Annotated in this window: 19 protein-coding genes; 13 read left to right on the plus strand and 6 right to left on the minus strand. The window is 56.6% G+C overall.

The annotated features are described in order from the left end of the window. Positions 1-55: 55 nt before the first annotated feature. Positions 56-1,003 (minus strand): site-specific integrase, encoded by a 948-nt coding sequence (locus tag ACRESJ_RS19300; protein WP_431759312.1) that lies wholly within the window; start codon positions 1,001-1,003, stop codon positions 56-58. Between the two features lie 176 nt (positions 1,004-1,179). Between ACRESJ_RS19300 and ACRESJ_RS19305 the strand changes: the two genes are divergently transcribed. Then, entirely contained in the window at positions 1,180-2,226 is a 1,047-nt protein-coding gene (locus ACRESJ_RS19305; protein WP_431759313.1) for a DNA-binding protein, read from the plus strand. Here ACRESJ_RS19305 and gorA read toward each other — a convergent pair. Continuing rightward, positions 2,223-3,581 carry a glutathione-disulfide reductase gene (gorA, locus tag ACRESJ_RS19310; protein WP_431759314.1) on the minus strand — a complete coding sequence of 453 codons (1,359 nt, stop codon included), beginning with the start codon at positions 3,579-3,581 and terminating at the stop codon, positions 2,223-2,225. The two genes, ACRESJ_RS19305 and gorA, sit on opposite strands and share 4 nt — an antisense overlap. Before the next feature lie 634 nt (positions 3,582-4,215). On the opposite strand from gorA, the gene ACRESJ_RS19315 reads away from it, so the two are divergent. Then, positions 4,216-5,019: a cycle-inhibiting factor gene (locus ACRESJ_RS19315; RefSeq protein ID WP_431759315.1), complete on the plus strand. Its 804-nt coding sequence runs from the start codon at positions 4,216-4,218 to the stop codon at positions 5,017-5,019. A 173-nt stretch (positions 5,020-5,192) separates the two neighbouring features. On the opposite strand, the gene galU is transcribed toward ACRESJ_RS19315, so the two are convergent. Next, complete coding sequence (galU, locus tag ACRESJ_RS19320; protein WP_095194738.1) at positions 5,193-6,032, minus strand: UTP--glucose-1-phosphate uridylyltransferase GalU; 840 nt, start codon at positions 6,030-6,032, stop codon at positions 5,193-5,195. 289 nt (positions 6,033-6,321) lie between these two features. On the opposite strand from galU, the gene ACRESJ_RS19325 reads away from it, so the two are divergent. After that, entirely contained in the window at positions 6,322-6,510 is a 189-nt protein-coding gene (locus ACRESJ_RS19325) for a hypothetical protein (protein ID WP_431759316.1), read from the plus strand. Between the two features lie 139 nt (positions 6,511-6,649). Then, positions 6,650-6,931 (plus strand): hypothetical protein, encoded by a 282-nt coding sequence (locus ACRESJ_RS19330; protein WP_431759317.1) that lies wholly within the window; start codon positions 6,650-6,652, stop codon positions 6,929-6,931. 15 nt (positions 6,932-6,946) lie between these two features. Here the strand turns inward: ACRESJ_RS19330 and ACRESJ_RS19335 are convergent, their stop codons facing one another. Together ACRESJ_RS19335 and ACRESJ_RS19340 are read right to left on the minus strand one after the other, a co-directional pair. Further along, on the minus strand, positions 6,947-7,177 hold the full coding sequence (locus ACRESJ_RS19335; RefSeq protein ID WP_431759318.1) for a hypothetical protein: 231 nt from the start codon (positions 7,175-7,177) through the stop codon (positions 6,947-6,949). Positions 7,178-7,249: 72 nt separating this feature from the next. Then, positions 7,250-7,606 carry a hypothetical protein gene (locus ACRESJ_RS19340; protein ID WP_431759319.1) on the minus strand — a complete coding sequence of 119 codons (357 nt, stop codon included), beginning with the start codon at positions 7,604-7,606 and terminating at the stop codon, positions 7,250-7,252. Positions 7,607-7,809: 203 nt separating this feature from the next. Here ACRESJ_RS19340 and ACRESJ_RS19345 point away from each other — a divergent pair, with 203 nt between their 5' ends. The 5 genes from ACRESJ_RS19345 to ada all read left to right on the plus strand — a co-directional run bounded on the left by ACRESJ_RS19345 (position 7,810) and on the right by ada (position 11,029). After that, positions 7,810-8,112: a DUF1883 domain-containing protein gene (locus ACRESJ_RS19345; protein WP_007912251.1), complete on the plus strand. Its 303-nt coding sequence runs from the start codon at positions 7,810-7,812 to the stop codon at positions 8,110-8,112. A 35-nt stretch (positions 8,113-8,147) separates the two neighbouring features. Then, a complete protein-coding gene (locus ACRESJ_RS19350; protein WP_431759391.1) occupies positions 8,148-8,318 on the plus strand; it encodes a hypothetical protein in 171 nt (56 codons plus the stop codon). A gap of 186 nt (positions 8,319-8,504) precedes the next feature. Then, entirely contained in the window at positions 8,505-9,209 is a 705-nt protein-coding gene (locus ACRESJ_RS19355) for a 2OG-Fe(II) oxygenase (RefSeq protein ID WP_431759320.1), read from the plus strand. A gap of 5 nt (positions 9,210-9,214) precedes the next feature. Then, on the plus strand, positions 9,215-9,877 hold the full coding sequence (alkB, locus tag ACRESJ_RS19360) for a DNA oxidative demethylase AlkB (protein WP_431759389.1): 663 nt from the start codon (positions 9,215-9,217) through the stop codon (positions 9,875-9,877). An 87-nt stretch (positions 9,878-9,964) separates the two neighbouring features. Continuing rightward, on the plus strand, positions 9,965-11,029 hold the full coding sequence (gene ada, locus ACRESJ_RS19365) for a bifunctional DNA-binding transcriptional regulator/O6-methylguanine-DNA methyltransferase Ada (RefSeq protein WP_431759321.1): 1,065 nt from the start codon (positions 9,965-9,967) through the stop codon (positions 11,027-11,029). 210 nt (positions 11,030-11,239) lie between these two features. On the opposite strand, the gene ACRESJ_RS19370 is transcribed toward ada, so the two are convergent. Continuing rightward, on the minus strand, positions 11,240-12,223 hold the full coding sequence (locus tag ACRESJ_RS19370) for an MDR family oxidoreductase (RefSeq protein ID WP_431759322.1): 984 nt from the start codon (positions 12,221-12,223) through the stop codon (positions 11,240-11,242). 239 nt (positions 12,224-12,462) lie between these two features. Between ACRESJ_RS19370 and ACRESJ_RS19375 the strand changes: the two genes are divergently transcribed. The 4 genes from ACRESJ_RS19375 to modC all read left to right on the plus strand — a co-directional run bounded on the left by ACRESJ_RS19375 (position 12,463) and on the right by modC (position 16,159). Then, the gene (locus tag ACRESJ_RS19375) at positions 12,463-13,527 is read left to right on the plus strand and encodes an NAD(P)H-dependent flavin oxidoreductase (protein ID WP_431759323.1); all 1,065 of its coding nucleotides are present in this window, start codon (positions 12,463-12,465) and stop codon (positions 13,525-13,527) included. Between the two features lie 100 nt (positions 13,528-13,627). Next, positions 13,628-14,395: a molybdate ABC transporter substrate-binding protein gene (gene modA, locus ACRESJ_RS19380; protein ID WP_431759324.1), complete on the plus strand. Its 768-nt coding sequence runs from the start codon at positions 13,628-13,630 to the stop codon at positions 14,393-14,395. Then, the gene (gene modB, locus ACRESJ_RS19385) at positions 14,396-15,076 is read left to right on the plus strand and encodes a molybdate ABC transporter permease subunit (RefSeq protein ID WP_431759325.1); all 681 of its coding nucleotides are present in this window, start codon (positions 14,396-14,398) and stop codon (positions 15,074-15,076) included. Between the two features lie 3 nt (positions 15,077-15,079). Continuing rightward, positions 15,080-16,159 (plus strand): molybdenum ABC transporter ATP-binding protein, encoded by a 1,080-nt coding sequence (modC, locus tag ACRESJ_RS19390; protein ID WP_431759326.1) that lies wholly within the window; start codon positions 15,080-15,082, stop codon positions 16,157-16,159. Positions 16,160-16,180: the final 21 nt, after the last annotated feature.

Consider the following 16,180-nt stretch of genomic DNA (forward strand, 5'->3'; position numbering starts at 1 on the left):
GATCCTGCCTTTAATCAAAATCAAAAGATCGCAGCCTCGTTTCACTCGTCAGCTCCTACAGGGTTTCAGGGGGCAATGGCTTTTCGGTGAGAAGCGCCATTCCCTGAAACGGGCTCGCCTCGATATAGCGCATCGCCGATTTGATGTCCTTCCAACCCACATAGCTCATCAACGACTTGAGGTCCCAACCAGCCTGATACGCCCAAGAGGCAAAGCCGCGGCGTAGCGAATGGCTGGTGTAGTGTTGCGCGTCAATACCGGCACGATCCAAGGCCTGACGCAGCACGGGAATCACGCTGTTGGCGTGCAAGCCCTCCTCGCTTAGATGACCCCAACGATCAATGCTGCAAAAGACCGGACCGCGCACCAGCGCAGCTTCGGTGATCCAGTCGATATAGGCCTGCACGGGACATAAGCGTTGCAAAGCAGGCGTCTGGTAGGTCTTGCCAAGATTCTCGCGATCGCTCTTGCTGCGAGGCAGGTACAAGGTGATGCCCGAGCCGGCAATGGCCTGTACATGCTCGATCTGAATTCGACACAACTCATCGCTACGAAAACCGCGCCAGAAGCCCAGCAGAATCAGCGCCGTATCACGCCTGGCCCGGAGTAATCCTGGCCGGTCGGCGTTGGCCCTGGCGGTTTGCGCTTCCTGTTCAAGCCAGCCAATCACCTGCTCCAGATGTTGGAGCTGCAACGGCTGCGCCTGTTTCTCCTGCGCTGGATGCAGGGCACGAATGCCTTTAAATACCTTGCGCACAACCGGCGCCTTGGTGGGGTCGGCAAAACCCTGACTGTTATGCCATTGCGCCAACGCCGACAAACGCAGCTTGAGCGTATTGATCGACAGCACACCCGCATGGGCGACGAGGTAGCGCGCCACGCTGTCACCGGTCGCCGGCAGGAAGCCTCCCCAGCTGACCTCGAAGTGTTCAATGGCCGCACGATAACTGCGACGAGTGTTGTCGCGCGTCGCCGCGTGCAGATAGCGGTCCAGCTCCGTCATGGCTCAACTCTCAAAAACGTACCGTTTCAATGGTTAAAATCCTGTCCAGAATTCATCACACGGGGTAATACCAGTATATCCCGTGTCAAAAACATTCCGTATTAATCTTTAGAAATTCAATGGTACTACGTGTATTATTGCAGTACGTACCACATTACGAAATCGTAGGAGACATCATGGCCCGTGGCGGCGTTAATAAAGCAGTGGTTCAAGCCGCGCGTTTGGCGATCCTCGCCCGTGGCGAAAACCCAAGCATCGATGCAATACGCATCGAAATGGGCAATACCGGCTCGAAAACCACGATTCATCGCATCTTGAAAGAGCTGGATGCCGGCAATCCCCCTGTTGAAGCCGAACCTGCCGCACCCATCGACGATGAGCTGTTGGCACTGGTTTCGCGGCTGGCGGAGCGGTTGAAGGAGCAGGCGCAAGAGCCGATCGATGAGGCCCGCGAAGCGTTCGAACAGCAACGCAAAGCGCTGCAGATGCAGCTTTCCGATGCTCAGGAGGCCTACACCGAGCTGCAGGAGCAGTACGAGATTCAAAGCCTGGCACTGACGCAAGAGTCCGAAACCCTGCAAGAAACCGCTGCCATGTTGCAGACGGAGAAAACCCGCAATGCCGGATTGAATCAGGCACTGGCTGATTTCGAGTTGCGCTTGCAGGACAAGGACGAGCAGATCCGCTCGCTGGAAGAGAAACACCTGCACGCCCGCGACGCGCTGGAGCATTACCGCAACGCCGTCAAAGAGCAGCGCGAGCAAGAAATCAGCCGCCATGAAGGTCAGGTGCAGCAACTGCAGATGGAGTTGCGTCAGGCGCAGCAAAGTGCACTGGTGCGTCAGGATGAAATCACCCAACTGCACCGCGATAACGAGCGCTTACTGACCGAGAACCGTGGCACGCTGCGTGAACTGAGCTCATTGCAGGATCAGCTCAAGCAGAGCAATAGCCGCCAGGACCAGCTCCTGGAACAAACCACCCGTGTCGACAGCGAACGCACCCTCCTCCAGGAACGCCTGCGCGTCGCCCTGCTGGAGAGTCAGGCACTCAAACAGAACATCGACGAGCAGTCGCAGATCAACAAGTCACTGGAGTTTGAATTGACGAAGAACCAGGCAGCGCTGGAGCTTGAAATGGCGAAGACCCAGGCAGCGCTGGAGGAAAGCGTACGTCTGGCGGCTGCCGTTGCGACAGTGCCAGACGCAGCGAAGGAAGATTAACCGGCGACCGGCGTGCGCATGGTGACGAACTCTTCGGCGGCCGTTGGATGCACGCCGATGGTTTCGTCAAAGTCGCGCTTGGTGGCGCCCGCCTTCAAGGCGATTGCCAGGCCCTGAACGATTTCTCCCGCATCAGGACCGACCATGTGGCAACCCAGCACCTTGTCGGTCTTGGCATCCACCACCAGCTTCATCAGCGTGCGCTCCTGGCATTCAGTCAGGGTCAGCTTCATCGGACGGAAGCGGCTCTCGAAGATCACTACATCGTGGCCCGCGCTCCGCGCTTCTTCTTCGGCCAGGCCGACGGTACCAATGTTCGGCAAGCTGAACACCGCCGTCGGGATCATCTTGTAATCTACCGGGCGATACTGCTCAGGCTTGAACAGGCGACGCGCCACTGCCATGCCTTCGGCCAGCGCCACTGGCGTCAGTTGCACCCGGCCAATCACGTCACCGAGCGCCAGAATCGAAGACTCTGCGGTCTGGTACTCCTCGTTCACTTCGACAAAGCCTTTCTTGTCGAGTTTGACGCCGGTATTTTCCAGCCCGAGATTGTCCAGCATCGGACGGCGGCCAGTGGCGTAGAACACGCAATCAGCCTCAAGCTTGCGACCGTCCTTGAGCGTTACCTTCAAGCTGCCATCGGCTTGTTTGTCGATACGCTCGATGTCGGCATTGAATTGCAGATCCATGCCACGCTTGGTCAATTCTTCCTGCAAGTGCTTTCGAACGGAACCGTCGAAACCACGCAGGAACAAATCACCGCGATACAGCAGCGTGGTTTGCGCACCCAAGCCATGGAAAATCCCGGCGAACTCGACAGCAATGTAACCACCGCCCACCACCAGCACACGCTTGGGCAGTTCTTTGAGGAAGAACGCCTGATTGGAACTGATCGCGTGCTCATGCCCCGGAATCTCCGGAATCTGCGGCCAGCCGCCAGTAGCGATCAGGATATTTTTCGCAGTGAAACGCTCGCCATTGACCTCAACCTGATGGGGATCGACGAACTTGGCGTGCCCCTCATGCAGCGTCACGCCACTGTTGACCAGCAGATTGCGATAGATGCCATTCAGTCGATTGATCTCGCGGTCCTTGTTGGCGATCAGCGTCGCCCAATCGAACTGCGCCTCGTCCAGACTCCAGCCAAAACCCGAAGCTTGCTCGAAGTCTTCGGCAAAATGCGCGCCGTAGACCAGCAATTTTTTCGGCACGCAGCCGACGTTCACACAGGTACCACCCAGATAACGACTCTCGGCCACGGCCACTTTCGCACCGAACCCGGCAGCAAACCGCGCAGCCCGCACACCGCCAGAACCGGCGCCAATTACAAATAGGTCAAAATCGTAGGCCATTGTTTATCTCCTCGGCAGTCCATCAGAATACCTGTGGACGGCTACTGAGCAAGCTTCGATTTCGATCAATGCCCCTCTGGATAGTGCGTATTCGATGCCCGCAAAGTGCGCCAGGCAATCAATATCGCCATGAGCGCCAAGCCGAACGTCACCCACGAAACCAAACCGATTCCACCTTCGAATGCCCTTCCCGTCTGAGCCATCAATTCCCTTGCTTGATCACCCGATAAGCCTGTCGCCGACTCGATTGCGAGACTACCCATCGACACCTATTAGACATTACAAAAGTGTGATGGCTATTGCCGCTTCTTTCTTTGACTAACCACGTGAAACAGCAACGGATTCCAGCGCAACTTGATGCCTGAGCGAAAAATGAATGCTAACCCGCTCCGGGCATGTTCAAAATGCTCGGGGCGCACAGCCTTCTGCCTATCAGGAAGATCACAGCACAAATAATAACCTCTAGCTCGGCGTACGTTAGACATGAATCCGTGCCCGCCCTGGAGTTCAACTGGGTACTGTTCAATAAGCGCTACATCCAGATCAAGGTAAATAAATGTTACTTTTAGCTCCGAATATTTCGGCGAGATCTTTGACGCGACCAACTGTACCGAATGAGGTACAGGCCAAAACAATGAAAAGTACGCCCGTTCAAAACATCTCCACGAAACTTTTACAAGACTTCGCCATCCTCTCGGATGTTAATATTGAGGCCAACATCCTATTGAATGACAGTAACGATGATGTACCGATATTCCAAAGAGATCCGAAAAAAATCATTGGGACTATCGATGACGGCAACAAGCAAAGAGCCGCTGAATGGAGGATGCCTCTGCATGAAGTAGAGGCGATGGTAGGCAGCGCCAGTACTTTCAGCGACCCCGTATGCGGACTTTCCGCTAATAACATCATGAAATTATTTTTGGACAGCGAAGACAAAAACTACTGTTATGCGGAGACAGTAAATCTGGATTTATCCGTGACAAAGGAGACGCTAAACTCTTTGCCTGATGACAAACACTTTCTTGTGAGAGTTCAGGGTGAAGGACTCGGGCACGTTTATATAGTGGATCTCCCGGCCAGCGATGATAAAGCGCGTCCGGCTTTTCTCTACCAATCTGATCTTGGGGACGGTGTCACTCGAACGGTCTCGCTCACTGATTGGATGCGGGAAAAGGCACATATCCCGATTGACATGAATGAAATTTATGCACACTTCGACAACATGGCTTCTGGCAATATCGATCTGGAGTGTATAGCCAAGCTGTTTGATATTGACGGTAACCCTCTAATCCTTAGAGCAGAACGCATGCGGTTTGGCAAGCCCAGCAGCTTCCAAGTTAAAGAATATGACCCTCATAGATTGCAACGTAATGTGGAGAGCATTTTTACTTTGTGCAATCAAACACGACCAGCTTCCATTTTCGCACCGTCGTAATTTACGAATAAATTAAGAGCTGAAGCGCACCTGCCTTGAGTGACGGACGAAATCAATATTTGAAAGCTTTTCGAAGCACAAAAAACGCCCCGAACAAATCGGGGCATTTTCTTAGGTTTTACCTATTTCACAAAGCGCGAACTTAACTTCTCAACACCGCAAATAAGGCGCTATCAGTAAGCCTTACCCGTCTTGTAGAAGTTCTCGAAGCAGAAGTTGGTCGCATCAATGTAACCTTCCGCGCCGCCGCAGTCGAAACGCTTGCCCTTGAACTTGTAGGCCATTACGCAGCCGTTCTGGGCCTGTTTCATCAGGGCGTCGGTGATCTGGATTTCACCGCCTTTGCCTGGTTCGGTTTGTTCGATCAGGTCGAAGATGTCCGGGGTCAGGATGTAACGGCCGATGATGGCCAGGTTCGACGGTGCGTCTTCCGGCTTTGGCTTTTCAACCATGCTGTGAACGCGGTAGATGTCGTCGCGGATCATCTCGCCGGCGATGACGCCGTACTTGTTGGTCTCTTGCGGGTCGACTTCCTGGATGGCCACGATCGAGCAGCGGAATTGCTTGTACAGCTTGACCATCTGGGTCAGTACGCCGTCGCCTTCGAGGTTGACGCACAGGTCGTCCGCCAGCACCACGGCGAAAGGTTCATCACCGATCAGTGGACGGCCGGTCAGGATCGCGTGGCCCAGACCTTTCATTTCGGTCTGACGGGTGTAGGAGAACGAGCAGTTGTCGAGCAGTTTGCGGATGCCGACCAGGTATTTCTCCTTGTCGGTGCCTTTGATCTGGTTTTCAAGCTCGTAGCTGATGTCGAAATGGTCTTCCAGGGCGCGCTTGCCGCGACCGGTCACGATGGAGATTTCATTCAACCCGGCATCCAGTGCCTCTTCGACGCCGTACTGGATCAGTGGCTTGTTTACCACCGGCAGCATTTCTTTGGGCATGGCTTTAGTCGCTGGCAGGAAGCGAGTACCGTAGCCGGCTGCTGGAAACAAGCATTTCTTGATCATAAAAGTCCTTGAAAGGGCTGTGTGTACGAGTTTCGGCGCAGTCTAATCAGGCGGCGTGCACCTTACAATGCCCCGCGCTGGCCAACCGATGTCAACATAGAGAAATATTCTCGCGGATAGTTCCGCACGGAACTGCGCGGATCGCGGCGCCGCCCATAATACATAGCAGAGACTGGCAGACTTGCACGGTTATCAATTGTCGATTTCGGACCAACCTAACCCCATCGGCACCCGTCAGGTGCGTTTGGCGCTATCATGGCACGATTGAACCAGCCAACGAGGCAGATAGATGTCGGCAGCAAAAAGCGTCAACGGGTACCTGATCAACAAGGCGAAAGACGGCCAATGGTGGATAGGCAATGTCGGCGGCGAGAACATCGTCGGGCCTTTCCCTACCGAAGCGATGGCGATCGAAGTGGCATCGGTATTGGAGCTGGAGCATCCGGAACCCAAGAAACGCGGCAAGGACAAGAACTGATCAAGGCCTGAAACGCCCACAGCCCTGCCATTGCGCAGGGCTTTTTTGTGATGACGTAGAAAAAGTGGCCTTTGGCTATAACCTTTTGCCAACGGCGCTGTCACAGGCTTTGCCCCACCCTACGGACGACGACTACGACATGACCAGATTCTTGCCGCTGATTGCGGTCTTGGCCCTCAGTGGCTGCGCGACAACTGAAACCACGTACCTGAACAATGGCGAACAAGGTCTGGCCATCGATTGCTCCGGAGAAGCCAATTCCTGGGCGGCCTGCTATGAAAAAGCCGATGCCTCGTGCGCCGGGACGGGTTATCGCATCGTCGGGACCGATGGCACACCGGCCCCCGAAGAGAGTGACAAAACCCTCGGCGTCGACGTTGGCAATTACAAAAACCGTAGCGTGGTGGTGGTCTGCAAGTAAGGTGCCCTGCTCGCCCTACATATGGATTTCGGCGAATTTGATCCCGAGACTGCGCACGATCTCGATCAGATCGTCGAGGCTGCCGAAGGACTCGACTTCGTCGTTGTCATCGACCAGGAAATAGCTCCGACCGGCGCTTTTCTTGAAAAATACGATCCATTCCCCCGGATTCGCCGGATTCTGAATCACATGGGTAGCAGAAATATGACCCTCTGCATGCCGCTCCCGTACCCGCTCTCGCTTCATGCCCGACTCCATAAATGACAATGCCGCCAAAGCGCTGCTTTGACGGCATCAATACTTGTGGTCGACAGTTTATCAGCCTGAAATGCAGGCCGTGGCGGCATTGCGTACATCCCAGGGGCGCAACGGTACATTGGAGAGGCGCTCATGCAACTTGATACTGCTGCCGCCGGAGCGTTGTTCGATATCAAAGACGGCGGCCGGGCCTGATGAAAGTTTCTGTGGAACGATCACCCGCACACCGTTTTTTTGTGGCTCAATTTGAAGTGCACCGCGGCTTTCGGCGAGCTTTTCGCTCAGGCACTGTGCGTACTCATGGGGTTTTTTACCTGATATCACGTTCATGGTTGGCAGCGACTCGTTAATGTCCTCGACGCTCGCACAACCACTCACTACCAAAGCCAACGGCAGGACCCACGCACCCCACTTCATACGAAACCTCCGATAAAGACCCTCCGACAGCACCAACACGTTTTTTCTCCAAAGCTCACTGTATTTATCGCTCACTGAATGCCAAATACCCGTTTTTAATTGTGAAAGCGCAGCCCCGCGGCCGGATATTAAGGCATCAGGGCTGATAAACTGCGCCCATCTATCGTTTTGATTTTGTAGAAAAAGCCTTTCTGGAGCGCCCCATGAAATTTATCCACCAGCGCGAGCACCTCAACGAAGACGACATTGTCGTCATTCAATGCTCGCAAATGTGCAACATCCGCCTGATGAACGACGCCAACTTCCGCAGCTTCAAGAATGGCGGCCGTCACACCTACCACGGCGGCGCGTTCGACACATTCCCGGCTCGTATCACCGCGCCGAGCACCGGTTTCTGGAATATCACTATCGACACGGTCAACCGCCGCGCCATCAGCGTGACCCGCAAACCGACCCTGACCCACTCGATCAAAATCATCCGTCGCTCCAGCACGAAACTCAGCTGACCGACACTCCATCACGTTGATAAACAGGTATGACCGTGGCTCAAACGACCAAATACGTCATCAAATACAAACTCAACGGCGAACGCCGCTTCGAGTTCGCGCAGCTTGAAAATGGCACCGAAGCTGAAGCCAAGGCCGCACTGGATGCCCTTCACGGCCAGGGTGACGATGTCATCAGCGAAATCAGTGTCAGCAAAGCGCTCTGATGTAATTCAGAGCATGGGCGTCTGCTCCCGCGTTGAAATTTGACCGCAAGCACCGGAGTGTCTGTTCAAACTGAGCGCTCCAGACTGGCCGCCTTCACCCTCAGGTCAAGGAGTCAGATTCATGTCCATCTCAAGCGTTCAACTCATCGCCGGCCCATTGCTGCCAATGGACCACAAGATTCGACCATGAGCGAGCGCTATTTGGACGCGCTCGACTGGCCCATGCTGGAGCAGCAGCTCGATCAGGATGGATGCGCGCTGATTCCATCACTCTTGAGCCACAAGGCTTGCGATGAAATCAGTGCGTTGTACGCTCAGGCCGAGCCGTTCCGTTCACAAGTGATCATGGCTCGCCACGGTTTTGGTCGCGGCGAGTACAAATACTTCAAGTATCCGCTGCCTGATCTTGTGGCTCGGCTGCGTAGTGCGCTGTACCCGCGATTGGTGCCGATAGCCAATCGCTGGCACGAACAGATGGACTTGCCGAGCCGTTTCCCACAAACCCATGACGCTTTTCTTGAACGCTGCCATGCAGCCGGCCAGGAACGTCCTACGCCCTTGCTCCTGCAATATGGGCCTCAGGACTACAACTGCTTGCACCAGGACCTGTACGGCGAACATGTCTTCCCACTGCAAGTGGCGATTCTGCTGTCCGAGCCCGGGGATGATTTCACCGGTGGTGAGTTCGTACTGACGGAACAACGCCCTAGGATGCAGTCGCGGCCTCAAGTCATCGGTCTCAGGAAAGGAGACGCGCTGATCTTTGCAGTCAACCAGCGCCCCGTCAAAGGCGTGCGCGGCTACTACCGTGTCACCCTGCGCCATGGCGTCAGTCGCCTGCACAGCGGAAAACGGCATACCCTGGGAATCATCTTTCACGATGCGTCATGAACACCATGCACCCGACGACCTTTGATTTGTTTGCCGATACCGAGCCACAGCAGCCCCGATGCGAGCCGATCGGCGAACAATCCTGCGTGCTGCGAAGCTTTGCCCTACCCTGGCTGGACCGTTTGCTGCCGGCGCTGGAAGCGGTGCTGGCGGCCGCGCCGTTTCGCCAGATGGTCACCCCCGGCGGCTTTACCATGTCAGTCGCCCTAAGCAGTTGCGGCGCACTCGGCTGGACCACCGACCGCAGCGGCTATCGCTACACTCGAAACGATCCGCAGACCGGGGCGCCTTGGCCACGCATGCCGGACGTATTTTTTGAGTTGGCGCAAGCGGCGGCGCGGGAAGCGGGTTTTCCAGAGTTCGTTCCGGATTCCTGCCTGATCAATCGCTATGTCCCAGGATCGAAAATGTCGTTGCATCAGGACAAAGACGAAAAATCCTACACTGCACCTATTGTTTCAGTGTCCCTGGGATTGCCGGCCATGTTCCTGTTTGGGGGCTTTAAACGCGGCGACAAGAGCCATAGGGTACCGTTGCTGCACGGCGATATTGTGGTTTGGGGTGGTGTCGATCGTTTGCGTTATCACGGCGTCCTGCCTATCAAGGAAGGCCATCATCCTCGTCTGGGTGAACAGCGGATCAACTTCACCTTTCGAACCGCCGGTTGAAGCGTTGGAGTTTGACCGCAAGCAGCGGAGTGTGACGACACTGCCGCGTGGTTAATCTGCAGGAAACGGGTCAACGGACATATAGCCATGACAAGCCAATCGACAAATATCACCACCGAAAACGATCCGCGCTGGGCTGCCGTCGTGGCGCGGGACCCGCAGGCTGACGGGCAGTTTGTCTACGCGGTTAAAACCACCGGCATCTATTGCAACCCCAGCAGTCTGGCGCGGCTACCGAAACCGCAGAACGTCGAGTTTTTCGATACCGCAGAGCTCGCCCAGGCGGCGGGTTATCGACCAAGTAAACGCGCCGCCAAGGACCAAAGCGCCGTTGCCGCGCAACATGCCGCGACCGTCGCCGCGGCGTGCCGCCAGATTGAAACCGCCGAGGCACTGCCGCTCCTTAACGAGTTGGCCGACGCCGCTGGCCTGAGCAGCTTCCACTTCCATCGGGTGTTCAAAGCGATCACCGGCCTCACACCCAAAGGCTATGCCGCAGCCCATCGCTCACGTCGGGTGCGCGAGCGATTGGCGGATGCCAGCTCGGTGACCGAAGCGTTGTACGAGGCTGGCTTCAACTCCAACAGTCGTTTCTACGAAGCCGCAGATCAGCTACTGGGCATGAAACCTGCCGAGTACCGCGCAGCCGGCCAGAACAACGACATTCGTTTTGCCGTTGGCCAATGTTCTCTCGGTGCAATTCTGGTGGCGCAAAGCGAGCGCGGAGTGTGCGCGATTCTGCTGGGCGATGATCCGCATCAACTGGTGTGCGATCTTCAGGACAAGTTTCGCCGGGCCAATCTGATAGGCGCCGATCAGGACTTCGAACAACTCATCGCACAGGTTGTCGGCTTCATCGAAGCGCCGGCCATTGGCCTCGACTTGCCGCTGGATGTACGGGGCACGGCGTTTCAGGAGCGGGTGTGGCAGGCCTTGCGGGAAATACCAGTCGGCAGCACCGCCAGCTACGCCGATGTTGCCCAGCGCATCGGCGCGCCAAAAGCCGTTCGCGCGGTGGCGCAAGCCTGTGGCGCGAACAACCTGGCGGTGGCGATTCCTTGCCATCGGGTGGTGCGAAGCGATGGGAATCTTTCCGGATATCGCTGGGGTGTGGAGCGCAAGCGGCAGTTGCTGGATCGCGAGGCGCAATAACCCAAAGAGTTGCTCACAAATGGTGTGACTGGCACGAGAACCTGTGGGAGCGAGCCTGCTCGCGATGGCGATTTAACCGACGACATCTTCGTTGAATGTGCTGCCGTCTTCGCTGGCAAGCCAGGCTCCCACAGGTTTTGTGTCGTTCACAAATGATGCGGGCGGCACAAAACCCTGTAGGAGCTGCCGCAGGCTGCGATCTTTTTTGTCTTAGCGATTCACATCCACCACTACCCGCCCACGCAATTGCCCGGCCAGCAGGCGCGGAGCCGCGTCTATCGCTTCGCTTAAACCGATTTCGTGACTGATCAACGGTAGCAGCTTGAAATCCAGATCCCGAGCCAGACGGCTCCAGGCTTCAACACGCTTTACCTTGGGTTGAGTCACACTGTTGATGCCCGCCAGGGTCACACCGCGCAAAATGAACGGTGCGACGGATGCCGGGAAGTCCATGCCCTGGGCCAGTCCGCACGCCGCAACGGTGCCGTTGGCCTTGGTGCTGGCACAGGCATTGGCGAGGGTATGGCTGCCGACCGAGTCAATCACGGCCGCCCAACGCTCCTTCGCCAGGGGTTTACCCGGTTCCGACAACGTGGCGCGGTCGATGATTTCACTGGCGCCCAATTGTTTAAGGTAGTCGTGCTCAGAGGTACGACCGGTCGACGCAACCACTCGATAGCCCAGTTTGCTCAGCAGCGCGATGGCGAAGCTGCCAACACCGCCATTGGCACCTGTGACCAGTATTTCGCCTTGCTCGGGCGTGAGGCCGTTGTGCTCCAGCGCCAGGATGCACAGCATCGCCGTATAACCCGCCGTACCAATGGCCATTGCTTGTGCAGCGGTGAATTGCGTGGGTAGCGGAATCAGCCAATCACCGTTCAGGCGCGCCTTCTGCGCCAGGCCTCCCCAATGCCCTTCACCTACACCCCAGCCATTGAGCAGGACTTTGTCACCGACCTTATAGTCCGGATGCCCACTGAGCTCTACGGTGCCCGCCAGATCGATCCCCGGCACCATGGGAAATTTGCGCACCACCGGGCTGCTGCCGGTGATTGCCAGGCCATCCTTGAAGTTCAGCGTGCTATACGCCACGCGCACCGTCACATCGCCCTCGGGCAATTGATCGTCATCGATCTGTTGCAGTGTGGCCTGGTAGCCGCTTTCGTCTTTGTCGATCAAAATACCTTGGAACATTGCTGCCTCCTGGTGAGATCACCCGTTGTGGCGTGAATTAAATACCACATCGCAAAAAAATCCCGTACTCGACTTTAAGCCAATTCGCCAATCGGTCGGGCTGTTCCATGATCCGAATGCATTTACACCCTTCGCTGAGGGTAGAACGGACGAAAACATGACTGGCCCTGGATTAGTCATTGCTGCTACAAATCCGTTTCTATCACCCTTCCCGGTTTCAATGTCGGAGCACTCTCAAAATGAGCCAATGGCCAGACACCCGCATTCTTGACCTGCTCGGGATCGAATTGCCCATCATCCAGGGCCCCATGGCAGGCGCGACCAACTCCTCGATGGTCATCGCGGCGAGCAACTCCGGTGGCCTGGGTTCAATGCCCGCCGCCATGCTGAGCGTCGAGCAATTGCGCGAAGAGCTGAAGACCATCCGACAACACAGCCAGCGGCCGATCAACGTCAACTTCTTCTGCCATCAACCGCCGCCAGTTGATGAGCAACGCGCGCAAGATTGGAAGAACCTGCTGGAACCCTATTACCGGGAACTGGGAGTGGATTTCGATGCGCCGACGCCTGTGTCCAATCGTGCACCGTTCGATTGCGCAGGCTGCGAAGTGATCGAAGAGTTTCGCCCCGAAGTCGTGAGTTTCCATTTTGGTCTGCCGGAAAAATCCCTGCTCGATCGCGTGAAAGCCACCGGAGCAAAAGTGCTGTCGTCGGCCACTACGGTCGAAGAAGCGATCTGGCTCGAACAGCATGGCTGTGACGCGATCATCGCCATGGGTTATGAAGCCGGTGGGCACCGCGGGATGTTCCTAAGCGATGACTTGAGCAGCCAGGTCGGCACTTTCGCTTTGGTGCCACAAATTGTCGACGCGGTGAAAGTGCCAGTGATCGCCGCTGGCGGCATCGCCGACGCACGAGGTGTCGCGGCGGCATTCATGTTGGGGGCTTCTGCGGTGCAAGTGGGTACGGCCTATCTCTTCACGCCCGAAGCCAAGGTCAGTGCTTCCCATCACAAGGCCCTGCGCACCGCCAAAGAAAGCGAGACCGCCGTCACCAACCTTTTCACCGGGCGCCCTGCTCGAGGAATACTCAATCGAGTCATGCGCGAGCTCGGGCCAATCAGTGCCAAGGCACCGGCCTTCCCGTTAGCCGGTGGCGCACTCATGCCATTACGCGCCAAGGGAGAAGCGCAATTCAGCAACCTTTGGGCCGGGCAGGCGTTCCCGTTGGGGGTCGAATTGTCCACCGCAGAACTGACTCGGCGCCTGGCGGAGGAAGGGTTGGCGAGACTGCTTCGACGCTGAGTATTGACGGCGAGAACAGCGTCCATTCCGTTTGCGGGGATTTCGCTATATATTTCGATATATAGCGAGTTATAAAATCTACCTGCAACGGAGCTGATTCATGACCTTTCGTGCCTCACGTTTTGCCCCAACCTGCCTGGCGAGCCTGCTTGCAGTATTTACCCTCGGCTCTGCTCAGGCCGACGAAGTCCAGGTGGCTGTCGCCGCCAACTTCACCGCCCCCATCCAGGCCATCGCGGCTGATTTCGAAAAAGACACCGGGCACAAACTGGTCACTTCGTTCGGTGCGACCGGTCAGTTCTACACCCAGATAAAGAACGGCGCGCCATTCGAGGTGTTCCTCTCGGCGGACGACACCACCCCACAAAAACTGGAATCGGAAGGCGATACGGTCAAGGGCTCGCGCTTCACCTATGCCATTGGTACGTTGGCGTTATGGTCGGCGAAGGAAGGTTATGTTGATGCAAAGGGCAAAGTCTTGAGCGACAACCAATATCAGCATCTGTCCATTGCCAACCCGAAAACTGCACCTTATGGCCTGGCGGCAACTCAAGTGCTGGCTAAAGAAGGCCTGACCGATAAGGTCAAGGACAAGATCGTCGAAGGCCAGAACATCACCCAGGCCTACCAGTTCGTGTCCACCGGCAATGCCGAATTGGGCTTTGTTGCCTTGTCGCAGATCTACAAAGACGGCAAAGTCACCAGCGGTTCGGCCTGGATCGTTCCGGCTGAGTTGCATGACCCGATCAAACAAGACGCGGTGATTCTCAACAAGGGCAAGGACAACCCGGCCGCCAAGGCGCTGGTTGACTACCTCAAGGGTCCGAAAGCCGCTGCTGTCATCAAGTCCTACGGTTACCAAATCTAAATGACGCTCACGAGTGCCGACTTTTCCGCCATCTGGCTGACCCTGAAACTGGCGTCCCTGACCACTGTGATCCTGCTGATCATTGGCACTCCGCTAGCGTTATGGCTGTCGCGCACCCGTTCCTGGTTGCGCGGCCCGGTCGGGGCGATCGTCGCCCTGCCCCTGGTGCTGCCGCCCACGGTGATTGGTTTTTATCTGCTGCTGGCTCTCGGCCCTCACGGGTTCGTCGGGCAATTTACCCAATCACTGGGGCTCGGCACTCTCACGTTCAGTTTTGCAGGCCTGGTGATCGGCTCCGTGTTGTACTCGATGCCGTTCGTGGTTCAGCCGCTGCAGAATGCTTTTTCCGCCATCGGCACGCGTCCACTGGAAGTTGCTGCAACCCTACGCGCCAATCCGTGGGATACCTTCTTCAGCGTCACCCTGCCCCTGGCCCGCCCCGGCTTCATCACCGCAGCCATTCTTGGCTTCGCCCATACCGTGGGCGAGTTTGGCGTAGTCTTGATGATCGGCGGCAACATTCCCGACAAGACCCGGGTAGTCTCGGTGCAGATCTATGACCACGTCGAAGCCATGGAATACGCCCAGGCCCATTGGCTGGCAGGCGCAATGCTGGTGTTCTCCTTTGCGGTATTGCTGGCGCTCTACTCCAGCCGTAAAACCAAAGCCGGCTGGAGCTGATCGATGATTCAAGCGCGCCTGAAACTGAATTACCCGGGGTTCGCCCTTGATGTCGACTTGCAGCTGCCTGGTCGTGGTGTCACTGCGCTTTATGGACATTCCGGCTCCGGCAAGACCACATGCCTGCGGTGCATTGCGGGGCTGGAACGCGCTGATCAGGGTTTTATCCAGATCAATGATGAAGTCTGGCAGGACAACGAAAAGAAAATCTTCGTCGCGTCGCACAAGCGTGCGTTGGGTTATGTGTTTCAGGAAGCCAGTCTGTTTTCCCATCTCTCGGTGTTGGCCAATCTGCAATTCGGCCTCAAGCGCATCGCCAAAGCCGATCGCAGGGTCGACATGGCCCATGCGACGGAGTTGCTGGGAATCGGCCATCTTTTGGATCGCCATCCGCAAAACCTCTCAGGGGGTGAACGGCAACGCGTGGGCATTGCCCGCGCCCTGCTGACCAGCCCGAAACTGCTGCTGATGGACGAGCCACTGGCCGCGCTGGACTCGCAACGCAAAAGCGAAATTCTGCCGTACCTGCAACGACTGCACGATGAGTTGGACATTCCGGTGCTGTACGTCAGCCACTCGCAGGATGAGGTGGCGCGGCTGGCGGACCATATCGTCTTGCTCAGCAACGGTCAGGCGTTGGCCAGCGGCCCCATTGGCCAAACCCTGGCACGGCTGGATTTGCCGCTGGCTTTGGGTGATGACGCGGGTGTGGTGATTGAAGGACGCGTCAGCCACTATGACGCCGATTACCAACTGCTGACCCTGCAACTGCCCGACACGGCGCTAACCATCCGCGTGGCCCATACGCCAATGGCGCCCGGCGAGGCATTGCGCTGCAAAGTACAGGCGCGAGATATCAGCCTGAGCCTGCACAGTGTTGAACAGAGCAGCATTCTCAATCGTCTGCCGGTGACCGTCGTCAGTGAAATGAGTGCCGATAACGCCGCCCACGTGTTGATTCGACTGGACGCCGCAGGCACGCCACTGTTGGCGCGTATCACTCGCTATTCCAGGGACCAGTTGAACGTACATCCAGGTCAGCAACTTTGGGCGCAGATCAAGGCCGTGGCGGTACTGGCTTAACTTTTCTGGCACAACTGCTGC

The organism is Pseudomonas sp. (genome assembly GCF_050739655.1).
Lineage (GTDB): Bacteria > Pseudomonadota > Gammaproteobacteria > Pseudomonadales > Pseudomonadaceae > Aquipseudomonas.